The sequence below is a fragment of the Streptomyces sp. NPDC029041 genome (assembly GCF_040637515.1).
Lineage (GTDB): Bacteria > Actinomycetota > Actinomycetes > Streptomycetales > Streptomycetaceae > Streptomyces.
The window spans coordinates 101,176-115,568 of the sequence record NZ_JBEZWO010000016.1; the positions used below are offsets into that span (position 1 = coordinate 101,176).

The 14,393-nt window shown below is 73.7% G+C and carries 15 protein-coding genes; 10 read left to right on the forward strand and 5 right to left on the reverse strand.

What is annotated here, in order from left to right:
• The first annotated feature begins 2 nt into the window (after positions 1–2).
• The 3 genes from fabD to AB0F04_RS32680 are packed head-to-tail and all read left to right on the forward strand — an operon-like array spanning position 3 to position 2,274.
• Positions 3–905 carry an ACP S-malonyltransferase gene (gene fabD, locus AB0F04_RS32670; protein WP_362048285.1) on the forward strand — a complete coding sequence of 301 codons (903 nt, stop codon included), beginning with the start codon at positions 3–5 and terminating at the stop codon, positions 903–905.
• On the forward strand, positions 902–1,756 hold the full coding sequence (locus AB0F04_RS32675; protein ID WP_362048288.1) for a 4'-phosphopantetheinyl transferase superfamily protein: 855 nt from the start codon (positions 902–904) through the stop codon (positions 1,754–1,756). The genes fabD and AB0F04_RS32675 overlap by 4 nt, the downstream gene beginning before the upstream one ends.
• On the forward strand, positions 1,753–2,274 hold the full coding sequence (locus AB0F04_RS32680; RefSeq protein WP_362048291.1) for a flavin reductase family protein: 522 nt from the start codon (positions 1,753–1,755) through the stop codon (positions 2,272–2,274). Before AB0F04_RS32675 ends, AB0F04_RS32680 begins: the two co-directional genes overlap by 4 nt.
• A gap of 19 nt (positions 2,275–2,293) precedes the next feature.
• Here AB0F04_RS32680 and AB0F04_RS32685 read toward each other — a convergent pair whose 3' ends face one another.
• From AB0F04_RS32685 to AB0F04_RS32705, 5 genes are all read right to left on the reverse strand, one after another.
• Complete coding sequence (locus AB0F04_RS32685) at positions 2,294–3,283, reverse strand: AfsR/SARP family transcriptional regulator (RefSeq protein WP_362048294.1); 990 nt, start codon at positions 3,281–3,283, stop codon at positions 2,294–2,296.
• Positions 3,284–3,326: 43 nt separating this feature from the next.
• Positions 3,327–4,475 (reverse strand): N-methyl-L-tryptophan oxidase, encoded by a 1,149-nt coding sequence (solA, locus tag AB0F04_RS32690; protein WP_362048297.1) that lies wholly within the window; start codon positions 4,473–4,475, stop codon positions 3,327–3,329.
• Positions 4,472–5,203, reverse strand: coding sequence for an alpha/beta fold hydrolase (locus AB0F04_RS32695; RefSeq protein ID WP_362048300.1), 732 nt, complete (start codon positions 5,201–5,203; stop codon positions 4,472–4,474). Before AB0F04_RS32695 ends, solA begins: the two co-directional genes overlap by 4 nt.
• Positions 5,204–5,214: 11 nt before the next feature.
• The gene (locus AB0F04_RS32700; protein ID WP_362048303.1) at positions 5,215–6,312 is read right to left on the reverse strand and encodes an LLM class flavin-dependent oxidoreductase; all 1,098 of its coding nucleotides are present in this window, start codon (positions 6,310–6,312) and stop codon (positions 5,215–5,217) included.
• Between the two features lie 113 nt (positions 6,313–6,425).
• Positions 6,426–6,731 (reverse strand): phosphopantetheine-binding protein, encoded by a 306-nt coding sequence (locus AB0F04_RS32705; protein WP_362048306.1) that lies wholly within the window; start codon positions 6,729–6,731, stop codon positions 6,426–6,428.
• A 251-nt stretch (positions 6,732–6,982) separates the two neighbouring features.
• Here AB0F04_RS32705 and AB0F04_RS32710 point away from each other — a divergent pair, with 251 nt between their 5' ends.
• From AB0F04_RS32710 to AB0F04_RS32740, 7 genes are all read left to right on the forward strand, one after another.
• Positions 6,983–7,804 carry an AfsR/SARP family transcriptional regulator gene (locus AB0F04_RS32710; RefSeq protein WP_362048309.1) on the forward strand — a complete coding sequence of 274 codons (822 nt, stop codon included), beginning with the start codon at positions 6,983–6,985 and terminating at the stop codon, positions 7,802–7,804.
• Positions 7,805–7,886: 82 nt separating this feature from the next.
• Positions 7,887–8,645 (forward strand): alpha/beta fold hydrolase, encoded by a 759-nt coding sequence (locus AB0F04_RS32715; protein ID WP_362048312.1) that lies wholly within the window; start codon positions 7,887–7,889, stop codon positions 8,643–8,645.
• Positions 8,646–8,655: 10 nt separating this feature from the next.
• The gene (locus AB0F04_RS32720) at positions 8,656–9,921 is read left to right on the forward strand and encodes a beta-ketoacyl-[acyl-carrier-protein] synthase family protein (RefSeq protein WP_362048315.1); all 1,266 of its coding nucleotides are present in this window, start codon (positions 8,656–8,658) and stop codon (positions 9,919–9,921) included.
• Positions 9,918–11,168 carry a ketosynthase chain-length factor gene (locus AB0F04_RS32725; protein ID WP_362048318.1) on the forward strand — a complete coding sequence of 417 codons (1,251 nt, stop codon included), beginning with the start codon at positions 9,918–9,920 and terminating at the stop codon, positions 11,166–11,168. The genes AB0F04_RS32720 and AB0F04_RS32725 overlap by 4 nt, the downstream gene beginning before the upstream one ends.
• A gap of 65 nt (positions 11,169–11,233) precedes the next feature.
• Complete coding sequence (locus tag AB0F04_RS32730) at positions 11,234–11,497, forward strand: acyl carrier protein (RefSeq protein ID WP_362048321.1); 264 nt, start codon at positions 11,234–11,236, stop codon at positions 11,495–11,497.
• Between the two features lie 3 nt (positions 11,498–11,500).
• Positions 11,501–12,853 carry an FAD-dependent monooxygenase gene (locus tag AB0F04_RS32735; RefSeq protein ID WP_362048324.1) on the forward strand — a complete coding sequence of 451 codons (1,353 nt, stop codon included), beginning with the start codon at positions 11,501–11,503 and terminating at the stop codon, positions 12,851–12,853.
• Positions 12,837–14,294, forward strand: coding sequence for an FAD-binding protein (locus AB0F04_RS32740; RefSeq protein ID WP_362048327.1), 1,458 nt, complete (start codon positions 12,837–12,839; stop codon positions 14,292–14,294). The genes AB0F04_RS32735 and AB0F04_RS32740 overlap by 17 nt, the downstream gene beginning before the upstream one ends.
• Positions 14,295–14,393: the final 99 nt, after the last annotated feature.

Below are 14,393 nucleotides of genomic sequence, written 5' to 3' on the forward strand. Positions count from 1 at the left end.
CCATGACGCGGATCCTCATGTTCCCCGGCCAGGGCGCCCAGAGCGTCGGCATGGGCCGGGACCTGTTCGCACGCTTCCCCCACCTGGTGCAGGAGGCCGACGACGTCCTCGGCTACAGCCTGCGCCGGCTCTGCCTGGAGGACCCCGAGGGACAGCTCGGCAACACGCGCTACACCCAGCCCGCCCTCTTCGCCGTGAGCGCCCTGGCCTACCGCGCCCACCTGGAGGAAGGGGGCGACCGGGCGGACCTCGCCGTCGGCCACAGCCTGGGCGAGTACAACGCCCTGCACGCGGCGGGCGCGTTCGGCTTCGCCGACGGGCTGCGGCTCGTCGCCGCGCGGGCCGCGGCGATGGCGGACGTCACCGGCGGCGGCATGAGCGCCGTCATCGGCCTGCCCGAGACCCGGCTGCGCTTCCTGCTGCTGCGCGCCGGATTCGGCTCCCTGGACCTGGCCAACCTCAACACCCCCGGGCAGACCGTGCTCGCCGGGCCGGCCGACGACCTGGCCGAGGCGGGACCGATCCTGGAGGACGCGGGAGCCCGCATGGTCCGGCGGCTCGACGTCAGCGGCCCCTTCCACTCGCGCTACATGGCCCCGGCCGCCGAGCGCCTGGAGCCCCTGGTGCGGGCGACCTCCTTCGGGCCGCTGGCGTTCCCGGTGATCGCCAACGCCACCGCCCGCCCCTACGTGCCGGACCACCTCGGCGCGACCCTCCTCCAGCAGATCCACCAGCCGGTGCGCTGGTACGAGACGGTGGAGTCGATCCTCGACGGCACCTACGGGCCCGAGCCCGAGTTCACCGAGATCGGCACCGGCAAGGTGCTCACCGGCCTGCTGCGGCAGATCCGCCGGGAGCGGGACCAGGGCCGGGACCGGGTGCTGACCGGGGCGGGCGCCCGATGAGCCCTGTGCACCCCGACGGCGGGCAGGACACGGTGGGCATCTGGTTCTGCCCCAACGAGGGCCTGGACGAGGCGACCAGCACCCTGCTCGCCGGGCACTGGCTGGACGAGCACGAGCGGGAGACCGCCGGACGGTTCCTCTTCGACCGGGACCGGCGGCAGTACCTCGTCGCCCACTGCCTGGTCCGCCGCGTGCTGTCCCTGGAGACCGGCATTCCGGAGGCCGAGGCCGTCCTGTGGCGGTCCTCACGCGGCCGCCCGTTCCTCCAGACGCCGCCCGGCGGTCTGCCCGGCGGCGGGCGCGAGCTGGACTTCAACCTCTCGCACGCCCACGGCTTCAACGTCGTCGCCGTCGCCCGCGACTGCCGCGTCGGCATCGACATCGAGCGCCTCGACCGGGGTGGCGAGCGCGGCTTCGACTGGATCGTGGAGTCCTTCGCCCCGGAGGAGCGCTCCTACCTCGCCGGCCTCACGGCGGGCGGCCGGCGCGACCGGGCCACGCTGCGGCTGTGGACGCTGAAGGAGGCCTACGCCAAGGCCCGCGGGCTCGGCCTCGGGCTGCCGTTCGACTCGTTCGCCTTCGAGCTGGACGACGAACAGGGTGTGGTGGGGTTCCGCCCGCCGGACGGCGACAGCGCGGACCGCTGGTCCTTCACCGAACTCGCGCCGCGACCGCAGGTCCTGGTGTCCCTCGCCGTGGAGCGGCGGCCGGACGGTGCCGGCCCCCGGCGGATCGAGGTGCACGACGGATTTCCCTGGGGCCGCGCCGCGCCTCGCGACATCCCGCTGCCCCGGCCGCACCGCGCACTGCAGCCACGCGCCGACCGACCCACCATCGAGGAGTTCGTATGACAGCAGTCGAGGAGAAGACCCGCCCCGAGATCACCGCGCAGACCTTCCGGGACGCGATGGCGCTGCTGGCCGCGCCGGTCAGCGTGGTCACCGCCCTCGACCCGGACGGACGCCGGCGCGGATTCACGGCCGGCTCGGTCGTCTCCGTCTCGCTGGACCCGCCGCTGATCATGGCGGGTGTGGCGCTGACCTCCAGCTGCCACGCGACGCTGACGACCGCACCGGAGTTCGTGGTCAACGTGCTCGGCGAGCAGCACCGGCACCTCGCGCGGCGCTTCGCGGCAAAGGACGTCGACCGGTTCGCGGGCGGCGGGTTCGCGCCGTGGGAGGGCTCGGGCACGCCGTGTCTGCCGGACGCGGCGCTGCTCGTGCGCTGCCGCACGGCGCGGATCGTCCGCGCCGGCGACCACGACCTGGTGTTCGGTACCCCGGTCGAGTTCCGGCACGGCGCCGAGGCGACCGCTCCGCTGCTCTGGTACCGGCGCGGCTTCCACACGGCACGCGAGCACCGGGGCTGAGCCCGGCGCCGCCGCGTGCCTACAGGCCCGCCGCGGGATGCGCGACCAGCCGGTCGAACCGGCGCATCAGCTCCTCCTGTTCCAGGGAGAGCCGCTCGATGCGATGGTGCAGCTGGGCGATCTCACCGCTCAGGCTCAGTACGGTCGCGTCGGGCCCGGCGCGACCGGCCGGCCCCGGCGGCCGGGCCGGCGGTGGCATCGGGTGCACCGAGGCCACCTGGCCGGACACCCCCGGTGCCGCCAGGCCCGGGTCGTGCTGGAGGATCGCGTTCATCCGGCCGCGCAGCGCCGGCCCCGGCTCCACCCCCAGTTCGTGCACCAGGCGCTTGCGGGCCCGGTCGTACACGCTGAGCGCCTCCCCCTGCCGCCCGCACCGGTAGAGCGCCACCATCAGCAGGTCGTAGAACCGCTCCCGCATCGGGTGATCCGTGGTCAGTTCCTCCAGCTCGCCGATGATCTCGTCGTGCCGGGCCGCCCGCAGACTCGCGTCGTACAGGGTCTCCAGAGCGGTCAGCCGGTTCTCCTCCAGCTGCGCCGCCTCGGCCGCGCAGATGTCCCCGCGCACACTGCCCTCCAGCGCCGGGCCCCGCCACAACGCCAGGGCGCCGCGCAGCAGTTCGGTCGCCTGCTGCGGGTCGTCCGCGGCGGCGGCCCGGCCCTGTGTGGCCAGCTCGTTGAACCGGTCCGCGTCCGTCGTGCTCCGTCCCAGGCGCAGGACGTAGCCGAGCGAGCGCGTCACGATCCACTCGTGGTGCGGCTCGCCCGACCCCGGTTCGGGCACCGGCAGCAGGCGGCGCAGCCGGGCCACGTGCGCCTGCAGCGCGTTCGTCGCGTTGGTGGGCGGGTGTTCCCCCCACAGCTCGTCGATCAGCCGGTGCACCGACACGACGTGCCCGGACTTCACCACGAGCGCGCCCAGCAGGGCGCGTTGCTTGGCGCCCGTCGGAAGGATCCTCAGACCGGTGCGCTCGTCCTGGATCTCCACGGGACCGAGAATGCGGAACTGCATCTGCATCTCTCCCTCGTATCTTCCTCGCGCGTCACGCCGCGCGTCACTCGAACCGGTCGGGATCGGTGAAGCCCAGGGGGAACACCGGCTCCTTGCCCTGAACGAGGTCGGCCAGCACCTCCCCGATGCCCGTGGCGTGCTTGAATCCGTGGCTGCTGCAGCCGCCGGCGACGACCAGGCGCGGGTTGCCGCGGGGCCTGCCGATGACGAACTGGCCGTCGGGCGTGCGTGCGTAGATGTTCGCGGTGGCCCGGGACGGCTCCCGGCCCACGCCCGGCACCGCCCGCGCCAGCCGGCGCGAGAGCACCGACCAGTCGGCCGGCGAGACGGAGCGGTCCAGGCTTTCGGGGTCCACGACCCTGAAGTGCTTGCCGCCGTCCTCCAGGCCCAGCTTCACCTCGGTGCCGCCCGGCAGCGTGCCGTGACCCCACAGCACGTCCCCGTCGTCCAGTTCCCGCATGAACACCGGCAGCCGCCGCAGCGTGAACCGCTCGTGCGGCGCCTCGGGCGTGAACCACGTGGTGGGCATGCGGACGACCTCCAGCGGCAGGCCGGGCACCAGCTGGTCCAGCCACGGCCCCGCCGTCACCACGACCTGCCCGACGTGCAGGACGCGGCCCGCCGCCGTGTGCACCGCGACCCGCGACCCCTCGGTCTCCAGCGCCGTGACCCGGGTGTCGGTGATGACCCGCGCGCCCGCGGCCCGGGCCGCGCCGAGCGCCGCCCGGATCGTCGCCTCCGGCAGCGTCAGGCCGCCCGCGGGCTCGACCACCGCGAGGTGGCCGGGCGACAGGTCCTCGTGCGCCGGACAGCGGCGGCGCAGCGCGTCGCGGTCCACCACCTCGATGTCCAGGCCGTGTTCCCGGGCCGCCCGCAGCGCGCCGCCCACGATCCGGCCGTCCTCGGGACCGATCAGCATCGCGCCGGTCGGCTCGAGCAGCCGGGTGCCGCTCTCCTGCTCCAGCTGCAGCCACAATGCGCGCGAGCGCTGGGCGAGGGGCACCAGACCGGGGTGCTCCAGGCACGCCGTGCGGAACATCCGGCTCTCACCGTAGGAGGAACCGTTGATGTTGGCCGGGCCGTAGCGCTCGACGCCGATCGCGCGGATGCCGCGCCGGGCCAGCTGCCACAGAGCGCTCGCCCCCCAGGCGCCGAGACCGACGACGGCTATGTCCGCGTCCGGTCCGCTCACCACGGACTCACCGCCGCCGACAGGGCGGCCGTCGCGTCCCTCTGGATCAGGTCGAGCAGCGGGCGCGGGTCGGCCTGGAAGTAGAAATGCCCGCCCTCGGACATCCGCAGCCCCTGGAAGTGTTCGGCGAACCGCTCCCAGGCCGCGAGGCGCTCGGGCCCCACGACCACGTCCCGCGTGCCGCCGTACACCGCGACCGGCATCGTCAGCGCCGGGGTGTCCGGCAGCGGGCGCCAGCTCTCCACCAGTTTCAGGTCGTTGCGGATCGCGGGGGAGAACATCTCCCACAGGTCCGCGTCCCGGAGGACTTCCACGGGCGTGCCGCCCATCGCGGCGAGATGCAGGCGCAGTTCCTCGTCGGGCAGTGCGTGGCGGCGGGTGGCCTCGCCCTGCGGGCGGGGCGCGCCGCGCGCCGACAGACCGAGCCACACCGGCAGTTCACGGCCCTCGGCGGCGAGGCGCTGGGCCATCTCGTAGGCGACCAGCGCACCCATGCTGTGACCGAAGAAGGCGAACGGGCCGGGCCCGTCGGCGGCCAGCCGGCGCAGGAAGAAACCGGCCAGTTCCCGGGCGTCGTCGATCTGGGGTTCGCCCGTGAGCCGGCCCCGTCCGGGCGCGTCCATGAGCCGGACGTCCCAGTGCGCGGGCAGCAGGCCGGGCCAGTCGCGGTACAGCAGATGGGATCCGCCCGCGTGATGGAAGACGTACAGGCGCAGGGGCTGGTGCATGCCGGCCCCCGTCACGCGGCCACGGCGGCGGGCCCGGCCGCGCCGTCGTGGGTGTCGGCGAAGGCGGGGGCGACCTCGGCGGCGAACAGTTCCATGGCGCGCTCGGCGCGCTCGTAGGGCATGTGTCCGGGATTGAACTGCAGGCTCAGGCAGATGTCCGGGCCGTACCAGTCGCGGATCGTCCCGATCTGCGCGCGCACCTCGGCGGGCGTCCCGGCCAGCACCTTGTGGCCGGCGAGCGCGGTGTCGAAGTCGTAGGCGCGCGCCTTGTCCACGAACCTCTCATAGCCCGGGTACTGCGCGGAACGCGCGTTCGCCCAGGAGGCGACGGCGTCCGCCATCGTCTCGACGTAGTTGCGCTCGTTGGTCCGGGCGTCCGCGAGGGCCACCTCCCGGTCCTCGCCGAGATAGCAGGTGTACTTGATCTGGATGCGGCCCGGGCCCTCGTGGCCCGCGGCGCGGCGCGCGGCGCGATAGGCGGCGGTCATCTCCGTGAGCTGCTCACGGCTGGTCACCGAGGGCACGACCTGGAGGTGGTGTCCCCGGGTGCCGGCCAGCGCACAGGACTCGGCGCTGGTCGCCGACGCGACGAACACCGGCGGGTGCGGGCGCTGGTAGGGCAGGGGGAAGCCGGTCACCGGGCCGAACCGGTGCGCCTCCCCCTCGAAGCGGACCTCCTCGCCGCTCCACAGGGCGACGCATGCCTCGACCACTTCGGTGAAGCGGGTGCGGCTCTGCTCCATGGACACGCCGAACAGGTCGAACTCGTCGGGCAGGAAGCCGCGGCCGAAACCGACGTCGAGGCGGCCGTGCGAGAGGTTGTCGAGCAGCGCGAGGCGCGCCGCCGTCTGGACGGGGTGCGCGAACGACGCGATGACGGCACCGGTGACCAGTCGTATACGGCTGGTGCGGGCCGCGGCGGCGGTCAGGAACACGACCGGATCGGGGCTGTAACCGCCGTACGGGGAGCCGTAGTGCTCGACGGTCTGGACGTGTTCAAAATCTAGCGCCTCGGCCAGCTCGACCAGCCGGAGGCTTTCGTCGTAGTAGGTGCTCGCACTCTTCTTCGCCGGGTCGATGACCGGGAAGAAGTTCACGCCGAATTTCATGGGGGGCTCCGTCTGGTGATCCGTTTCCGGCTTCCCGGAAAACCATGGAAAGCTCTTCGGCTATCGGACCTTAAGCGGAGCGGGAGCGATCGCGGGGCGGACGCGAGCGCTTCTCAAGGGACTTTGTGCGCCGCCTCGAGACCGTGCGGGCCGTCGGCACGCGACATCAGTTCCCACCAGTGGCCGAGCGTGGGCCGGGCCATCAGCTCGGGGAAGCCGACCTCGATACCGCGCCGGTGCCATGCGGAGATCAACTGCATCGCACGGATCGAATCCAGGCCGTGGTCGACCAGGTCGTCCTCGTCACCGGGGAGTTCGGACGGGTCGAGCTGCATGGCGCGGGCCACCATCTGACGCAGCAGCTGCCGCGTCAGCGGATCGGCGCCCGCCGGCACATCATGCTTTTCACGGGTATCCATGGAGGGGAAAATAATGGCATTGCGGATCGTGTTGAAGACATGGTCGGTGTTCTCTTGAAAAGGGTCAGGTGCGCGTCAGTGCCGTGTCAGGAAGCAGGGCGTGGAGAACTGCTCGAAGGCGGCTGGAGGATACCGCCGGGAAAGCTCGGGGGCGGCTACGGTTCGTCTCGTTCCACGCTTGTGAGGACGGGACAGGCATACGTTCCGCGGCGCACTATCGACGCTCATCGGATACCGGTACGGAGGAGACCATGAAAATTCGGGTTCTGGGTCCGCTGAGTGCCGACGTCAACGGGATGTCGATCGTTCCGACGGCGGGCAAGCCACGGCAGATCCTCGCACTGCTCGCGCTCTACCCGGGGCGGGTCGTGCCCGTTCCCACGCTCATGGAGGAGATCTGGGGCACCGAACTGCCGCAGAGCGCGCTCACCACCCTGCAGACGTACATCCTCCAACTGCGCCGCAGGCTGGGCACGGCCATGGGTCCGGGCGTGCCGGGCGCCGCCAAGGACGTCCTGGCCACCCGGCACGGCGGCTACCTGCTGCAGATCCCCTCCGAGGCCGTCGACGTGCACGAGTACGAGCGTCTGGTGGCCGAGGGGCAGCAGGCCTCCGACGAGGGCGAGGACGACAGGGCGGCCCTGGCCTACCGCACGGCGCTCGGCCTGTGGGAGGGCCCCGCGCTGGTCGACGTGCGCGTCGGGCCCATCCTGGCGATCGAGGTGATGCGCCTGGAGGAGAGCCGGCTCGTCACCCGTGAGCGCCGCATCGACGCGGATCTGCGGCTGGGCCGCCATGTCGAGGTCATCGCCGAACTCACCGACCTGATCGCCCGTCACCCCCAGCACGAGGGGCTGCACTCGCAGGCGATGGTCGCGCTGTACCGCTCCGGCCGGCAGGCCACGGCGCTCGACGTCTACCACCGGCTGCGGCGCCGCCTCATCGAGGAACTCGGCGTCGAGCCCGCCCCCCAGCTCCAGCGCCTGCACCAGGCGATGCTCGCCGTCGACCCGCAACTCGACATCCTGTGCGGGCCTCGCCGCTCCTCCACCTTCGACCTGTACGCCGCCTGAGGGGCCACCCGGTGCCCGCCGCGAAGCCTCCCGGTGGCGGGTTCGAGCCGTTCTCCAGAGAGGTCGGCGAGGCTCGGGTGTCATGGACGTAAGGCTGTACTGCTTCGCGCACGCCGGTGCGGGGGTGTCGAGCTTCGGCCGCTGGCCGCAGCGCTGCGGGCCCGGCGTCGACGTCGTCCCCGTGCTGCTCCCCGGGCGTGAGGCCCGGCGGCGTGAGCCGCGCCCCACCGGACGCGACGATCTGCTGGGCGACCTGCTGGGCGGGATCGCCGACGCCGCCTTCGACGGCCCGTACGTGTTCTACGGGCACAGCCTGGGCGGCATGGTCGCCTACACGCTCGCCCGGGCCCTGCTCGACGCCGGTCTGCCCGGCCCGCGGCTGCTGGCCGTCGGCGGCTCCCCGGCCCCGCACACCGTCGCGCCCGCCGCCGCGACGGACGACATCACCGACGACCAACTGCTGGGCTTCGTCAGCGACATCGGCTCGGCGCCGGACGGGGCGCTCGCCGAGAGGAACAGCGTCTGGCACCGCGCGGTCCTGCCCGTCCTGCGGGACGACCTCAAGCTGGCACGCGCACTGCGGGCCGCCGCCATGGAGGACGGCGCCCGGGGCCGGCTGCCGATCCCCGTGCTCGCCGTGGGCGGCAGCCACGACCCCGTGGTCGGGCCGCGGGCACTCGACGGCTGGCAGCGCTGGACCAGCGCCCGCTGCGTGCGCCGCACCGTGCCGGGCGACCACTTCTTCGTACGCGGTCCCGAGCTGCCCCGGCTCATCGGGCGCGCCTGCCGCGTGGCACGCCGCATCGCGCTCGTACCCGAACCTGCTGGAGGACAACTGTGAGGGGCTACCGATGAGACGGGTCGTCATCACCGGCATCGGGGTCGTCGCCCCGGGCGGTGTGGGCACCGGCGCGTTCTGGGAGACGCTGACCGCGGGCCGCACGGCCACCCGCGGCATCACCCTGTTCGACGCCTCCGCGTTCCGCTCGCGCATCGCCGCCGAGGCCGACTTCGACCCGGCCGCCCACGGGTTCACCCCCGGTGAGGCCGCCCGCCTGGACCGGGCCGCGCTGTTCGCCCTGACCTGCGCCCGTGAAGCGGTCGCCGACGCGGGGATCGAGCCCGGCCGGGATCCGGTCCGCACCGGTGTCACCCTCGGCAGCGCGGTCGGCTGCACCACCGGGCTCGACAGCGAGTACGGAGTGGTCAGCGACAACGGCACCAGGTGGGAGGTCGACCACACCAAGGCCGTCGGCCACCTCTTCGACTACTTCGTGCCCAGCTCCATGGCCGCCGAAGTGGCGCTCGCCACCGGCGCGCAGGGGCCCGTCTCGCTCGTGTCCACCGGCTGCACCTCCGGCCTGGACTCCATCGGACACGCCGTCGACCTGATCCGCGAGGGCAGCGCCGACATCATGATCACCGGGGCCACCGAGGCACCGATCTCCCCGATCACCGTGGCCTGCTTCGACGCCATCAAGGCGACCAGCGCCCGCAACGACGACCCGGCGACCGCCTCGCGCCCCTTCGACCGCACTCGCAACGGGTTCGTCCTCGGCGAGGGGGCGGCCGTCGTCGTCCTGGAGGAGCTCGAGAGCGCCCGCCGACGCGGCGCCCATGTGTACGCGGAGATCGCCGGATTCGCCGGGCGTTCCAACGCGTACCACATGACCGGACTGCGCTCCGACGGCGAGGAGATGGCCGAGGCCATCCGGGCCGCGCTCGACGAGGCACGCCTGAACCCCACCGACGTCGACTACGTCAACGCCCACGGCTCCGGCACCAAGCAGAACGACCGGCACGAGACCGCCGCGTTCAAACGCTCCCTCGGCGACCACGCGTACCGGACTCCGATCAGCTCGATCAAGTCGATGATCGGGCACTCGCTCGGCGCCATCGGAGCCCTGGAAGTCGCCGCGAGCGCCCTCGCCATCGAACACGACACCGTGCCGCCGACGGCGAACCTCCACGAGGCCGACCCGGCCTGCGACCTCGACTACACCCCGCTCGTCGCACGCCGGCAGCGCACCGACACGGTGCTCAGCGTGGGCAGCGGGTTCGGCGGCTTCCAGAGCGCCATCGTCCTGACCCGGCCGCGACTGAAGGAGGCAGCATGAGCACGGCCACCCTGGAACGCCCGGCCGCCCGGGCCCTCGCGCCGTCCGGCACGGCGCCCGTCGTCACCGGCGTCGGCGTGGCGGCCCCCAACGGTCTGGGCGCCCGGGCCTGGTGGGCCGCCGTGCTGCGCGGCGAGAGCGGGATCCGCCCCCTCACCCGCTTCGACACCTCCGGCTACCCGGTGCGTATCGCCGGCGAGGTGCCCGGATTCGTGGACGAGGACCATCTGTCCAGCCGGCTGCTGTCGCAGACCGACCGGGTCACCAGGCTGTCCCTGGTCGCCGCCAAAGAGGCCCTCGACGACTCCGGAACGGATCCGGCCGACCTGCCCGGCTACGGCGCCGGCGTGGTCACCGCCAGCTCGGCGGGCGGCTTCGAGTTCGGCCAGCGCGAGCTGGAAGCGCTGTGGAGCAAGGGCGGCCAGTACGTCAGCGCCTACCAGTCCTTCGCCTGGTTCTACGCCGTCAACAGCGGCCAGATCTCCATCCGGCACGGACTGCGCGGCGCCAGCGGAGTGGTGGTGTCCGAACAGGCCGGCGGTCTCGACGCCGTCGCCCACGCCCGCCGTCAGCTCCGCAAGGGCGCGCAGGTCATGGTCACCGGCGGTGTCGACTCGGGGCTGTGCCCGTGGGGCTGGGCCGCGCACCTGGCCGGCGGCGGCCTGAGCACGGTCGAGGACCCGGCCGCCGCCTACCTGCCGTTCGCCGCCGAGGCGTCGGGGCACGTCGTCGGCGAGGGCGGGGCCCTGTTCGTCCTGGAGGACGCCGCGCTCGCCCGCGCGCGCGGCGCCCGCGCGTACGGCACCGTCGCCGGATATGCCGCCACCTTCGACGGCCCCGGCACCCCCCGCCTCGCCGATGCCGCCCGGCTCGCGCTCGCCGACGCGGGCGTGCGGCCCGACGAGATCGACGTCGTGTTCGCCGACGCGGCGGGCGCGCGGGAGGCCGACCGAGCCGAAGCGGCCGCCCTCGCCGAGGTGTTCGGCCCGTACGGCGTTCCCGTCACCGCTCCCAAGTCGATGACCGGCCGCCTGCTGGCCGGCGGCGCCTCGCTCGACCTGGCGGCCGCCCTGTTCGCCGTGCGCGACCAGGTGATCCCGCCGACCACCGGCACCGTGCGGCCCGCCGCCGACTGCCCCGTCGACCTGGTCACCGTCCCCCGCACCGGAACACGGCTGCGGCACGCGCTGGTCCTGGCACGCGGACGGGGCGGCTTCAACTCGGCGGCGGTCGTCGGCGCCGCCTGACCGCGCGGCCCCCTCGTCGCCGAACGCCCCCGTACCGCCGCTCGAGAAACCGGAAGGGAAAGACCATGGACCGCCTGGAACTGAGTGATCTGAGGATCCTGCTGCGCGAGTGCGCGGGCGAGGAGGAGGGCGTCGACCTGGACGGCGACGTCCTCGACGTCCCCTTCATGGAACTCGGCTACGACTCGCTCGCGCTCCTGCAGACCACCGGACGCATCGAACGTGACCACGGCACCGTCCTGGACGAGGAGGGGCTCGACGAGGCCGAGACCCCGCGGGACTTCCTCGCCCTGGTCAACCGGGCCCTTGCGGCCAGGACCGCGGGCTGAGTCATGACCGGTCAGGACGGCGCCCCGACCGCCACCGCCACCACCGACGTCTGTGTCGTCGGCGCGGGCCCGGCCGGTCTCGCCCTGAGCCTGATGCTGCTGCGCTCCGGCGTACGCGTCACGCTCCTGGAGAAGTCGACCCGCTTCGCACGCGAGTTCCACGGCGAGATCCTGCAGCCCGGCGGCCAGCGGATCCTGAACGAACTCGGGGTGCTGGCCGCCGCCCGCGCCCGCGGGGACCGCACCCTGCACGGCTTCCAGGTGCTGGAGGGCGACCGCCTCCTGCTCGACATCGACTACCGGCGCCTTGCCGCCCCCTACGACCGTCTCCTGGCGCTGCCCCAGCGGCACCTGCTGGAGACCCTGCTCGCGGCCTGCCGGGGACTGCCCGGCTTCACCTACCGGGACGGGCACCGGGTCTCGGCGCTGACCGGGGAACACGGCCGGTACACGGGGGCGGTGGCGAACGGGCCGGACGGAAGCCGGCTCGCCGTGCGCGCCCGGGTGGTCGTCGCCGCCGACGGGCGGTTCTCCCGCACCCGCGCGCTCGCCGGCCTCCACGCCGGACGCACCGAGGCCTTCGACCAGGACGTGGTGTGGTTCTCGCTGCCCGCCCCCGGCCGGGCGACCGGGCGGGTGCGCATCCACCGCGCGGCCGGTACGGCCGTCCTCGTCCATGACACCCACCCCGACCGGATCCGCGTCGGATGGACGCTGCCGCACCGCTCCTGGCCCGCCGTCGCCGACCGCGGCATCGACGCCGTCAAGGACCGGCTCGCCGCGGCCGTACCCCGGTTCGCCGACCTCATCACCGAGCACCTGACCAGCCGGGCCGATCTGAAGCTGCTCGACGTGTTCGCCGCCCGGGCCCCGCAGTGGGCCCGCGACGGGCTCGTGCTCGTCGGGGACAGCGCTCACACCCACGGGCCCCTGGGCGCCCAGGGCATCAACCTCGCGCTGCAGGACGCGGCCGTCCTGCACCCCGTCCTCGTGGCGGCGCTGCGGTCCGGCGACGTGTCCCGCGCCCGCCTCGCCCGCTTCCAGGAGCTGCGCGCCCCCGCCGCCGACGCGGTGACCCGCGCCCAGCGCCTCCAGGCCAGGGCGTTCTTCGGGACCGCCGGACGCGCCGCGACGCTGGCCCGGGCCGGCGCCGCGAAGCTGGTCACCCGCACCCCGATCGGCGCGCGCATCACCGCCGGGGTGGCATACGGCCGCTCACCCGTCCACGTACGGACGGATCTGTTCACGCACCCCGTCGCCGAGCCCGTCCCCCTCGACGCGGGTGCCGCCTGTCCCGCGAGCCACGCGCCTCATGCGACCCATGCGAGAAAGGTGCACGATGACCACCGCTCCTAGCCTTCGACGCCGCGTCGGCCACCCCGCGACACCCGGCGCCGTGTTCCCTCTCCCCACCACGACCGAGGAGGTCGTCCGGGCCGTGGCCGACGCCGCACGCCGGCGACAGCGCGTCGAGGTCCGCGCCGGCCGGCGCCAGGACAACCCCGTCGCGGACCCCGAGGCACGCGCCGTCATCGACCTGAGCGCGATGACCGCCGTCGCCCACGATCCGGTCCGGCGCGCCTTCATGATCGAGGCCGGCGCGCGCCTGACGGACGTGTACCGGACGCTGTACGAGGGCTGGGGGGTCACCCTGCCGGGCGGCGCCGACGCCGAAGCGGTCATCGGCGGGCACGTGACGGCCGGCGGCCATGGCTCCCTCACCCGCTCCTTCGGCCTGGCCGCCGATCACCTCCACGCGGTCGAGGTCGTGGTCGTCGACCTGTTCGGGCACGCCCGCGCGGTGGTGGCCACCCGCGAACGCAACGACCCCCACCGCGACCTGTGGTGGGCCCACACCGGTGGTGGCGGCAACTTCGGTGTGGTCACCCGCTGCTGGTTCCGTTCCCCGGACGCCACCGGCACCGACCCCACGGCACTGCTGCCGCGCCCGCCCGGCACCCTGCTGTCCAACGCGGTGATGTTCCCCCGCGCAGGCCTGGACGGGGCGGCGTTCCGCCGGCTCGTGCGCAACCACGGGCTGTGGCACGAGCGCAACAGCGGCGCCCACTCCCCGTACGCCGCGCTTCACAGCAGCCTCGTCCTGTCCGGCCGGCTCGCGCACAAGGACCCCGGCCACAGCGCGATCGTCAGCACGCACCTCGACGCCACGCTGCCCGACGCCCGCGGCATGCTGCGCCGCTACGCCGCCGACCTCACCGCCGGGGTCGCGGCCACCGCCCTCGTCAGCGACACGACCACCGCGCCCTGGCTGACCGCGGCGACCGCGCCGCAGGACACCGGCAGCAGCCGCCACCGGACCAAGTCGGCCTATCTGCGGCGCGGCCTCACCGACGAGCAGGCCGACGCCCTCCGCGCCCATCTGGACGCGTCCGGAACCGGAACGCTGTCCGTGACCCTCCGGTCCTTCGGCGGCCGTGCCAACACGCTCCCCACCTACGCCACCGCCGGCTCCCACCGCGACTCCGTCATGGACGCCGCCTTCACGGTCACCTGGCAGGACCCGTCAGCCGACGCCGGCCCGGTCGACCGGCTGCGCCGCCTGTACCGGGACGTGTTCGCCTCGACGGGCGGTGTGCCCGTGCCGGGCGAGGGCGGCAGCGACGGCTGCTGCGCCGACCACCCGGACACGGACCTCGCCGACCCGGCCTGGAACACCTCGGGCGTGCCCTGGCACCGCCTCTACCACAAGCACAACTACCGCCGCCTGCAACGCGTGAAGGCGAAGTGGGACCCGCGCGGCATGTTCCGGCAGGGGCTCGGCATCCGCCCGGCCTAGGGCCTGTCTCAGACAGGCCCTGGAGGTGCCCTGCACACCGTGCTCCGGCCGCCCGGCTCGTCGTGGACCGTCTGTCATGCCCGGTCCCGGACGAACCCG

What these genes read in the sequence shown, in the direction of transcription:
- fabD (WP_362048285.1), top strand. Translation starts at nt 3, where the DNA reads ATGACGCGGATCCTCATGTTCCCCGGCCAGGGCGCCCAGAGCGTCGGC.
- AB0F04_RS32675 (WP_362048288.1), top strand. Translation starts at nt 902, where the DNA reads ATGAGCCCTGTGCACCCCGACGGCGGGCAGGACACGGTGGGCATCTGG.
- AB0F04_RS32680 (WP_362048291.1), top strand. Translation starts at nt 1,753, where the DNA reads ATGACAGCAGTCGAGGAGAAGACCCGCCCCGAGATCACCGCGCAGACC.
- AB0F04_RS32685 (WP_362048294.1), bottom strand. Translation starts at nt 3,283, where the DNA reads ATGCAGTTCCGCATTCTCGGTCCCGTGGAGATCCAGGACGAGCGCACC.
- AB0F04_RS32695 (WP_362048300.1), bottom strand. Translation starts at nt 5,203, where the DNA reads ATGCACCAGCCCCTGCGCCTGTACGTCTTCCATCACGCGGGCGGATCC.
- AB0F04_RS32700 (WP_362048303.1), bottom strand. Translation starts at nt 6,312, where the DNA reads ATGAAATTCGGCGTGAACTTCTTCCCGGTCATCGACCCGGCGAAGAAG.
- AB0F04_RS32705 (WP_362048306.1), bottom strand. Translation starts at nt 6,731, where the DNA reads ATGGATACCCGTGAAAAGCATGATGTGCCGGCGGGCGCCGATCCGCTG.
- AB0F04_RS32710 (WP_362048309.1), top strand. Translation starts at nt 6,983, where the DNA reads ATGAAAATTCGGGTTCTGGGTCCGCTGAGTGCCGACGTCAACGGGATG.
- AB0F04_RS32715 (WP_362048312.1), top strand. Translation starts at nt 7,887, where the DNA reads ATGGACGTAAGGCTGTACTGCTTCGCGCACGCCGGTGCGGGGGTGTCG.
- AB0F04_RS32720 (WP_362048315.1), top strand. Translation starts at nt 8,656, where the DNA reads ATGAGACGGGTCGTCATCACCGGCATCGGGGTCGTCGCCCCGGGCGGT.
- AB0F04_RS32725 (WP_362048318.1), top strand. Translation starts at nt 9,918, where the DNA reads ATGAGCACGGCCACCCTGGAACGCCCGGCCGCCCGGGCCCTCGCGCCG.
- AB0F04_RS32730 (WP_362048321.1), top strand. Translation starts at nt 11,234, where the DNA reads ATGGACCGCCTGGAACTGAGTGATCTGAGGATCCTGCTGCGCGAGTGC.
- AB0F04_RS32735 (WP_362048324.1), top strand. Translation starts at nt 11,501, where the DNA reads ATGACCGGTCAGGACGGCGCCCCGACCGCCACCGCCACCACCGACGTC.
- AB0F04_RS32740 (WP_362048327.1), top strand. Translation starts at nt 12,837, where the DNA reads ATGACCACCGCTCCTAGCCTTCGACGCCGCGTCGGCCACCCCGCGACA.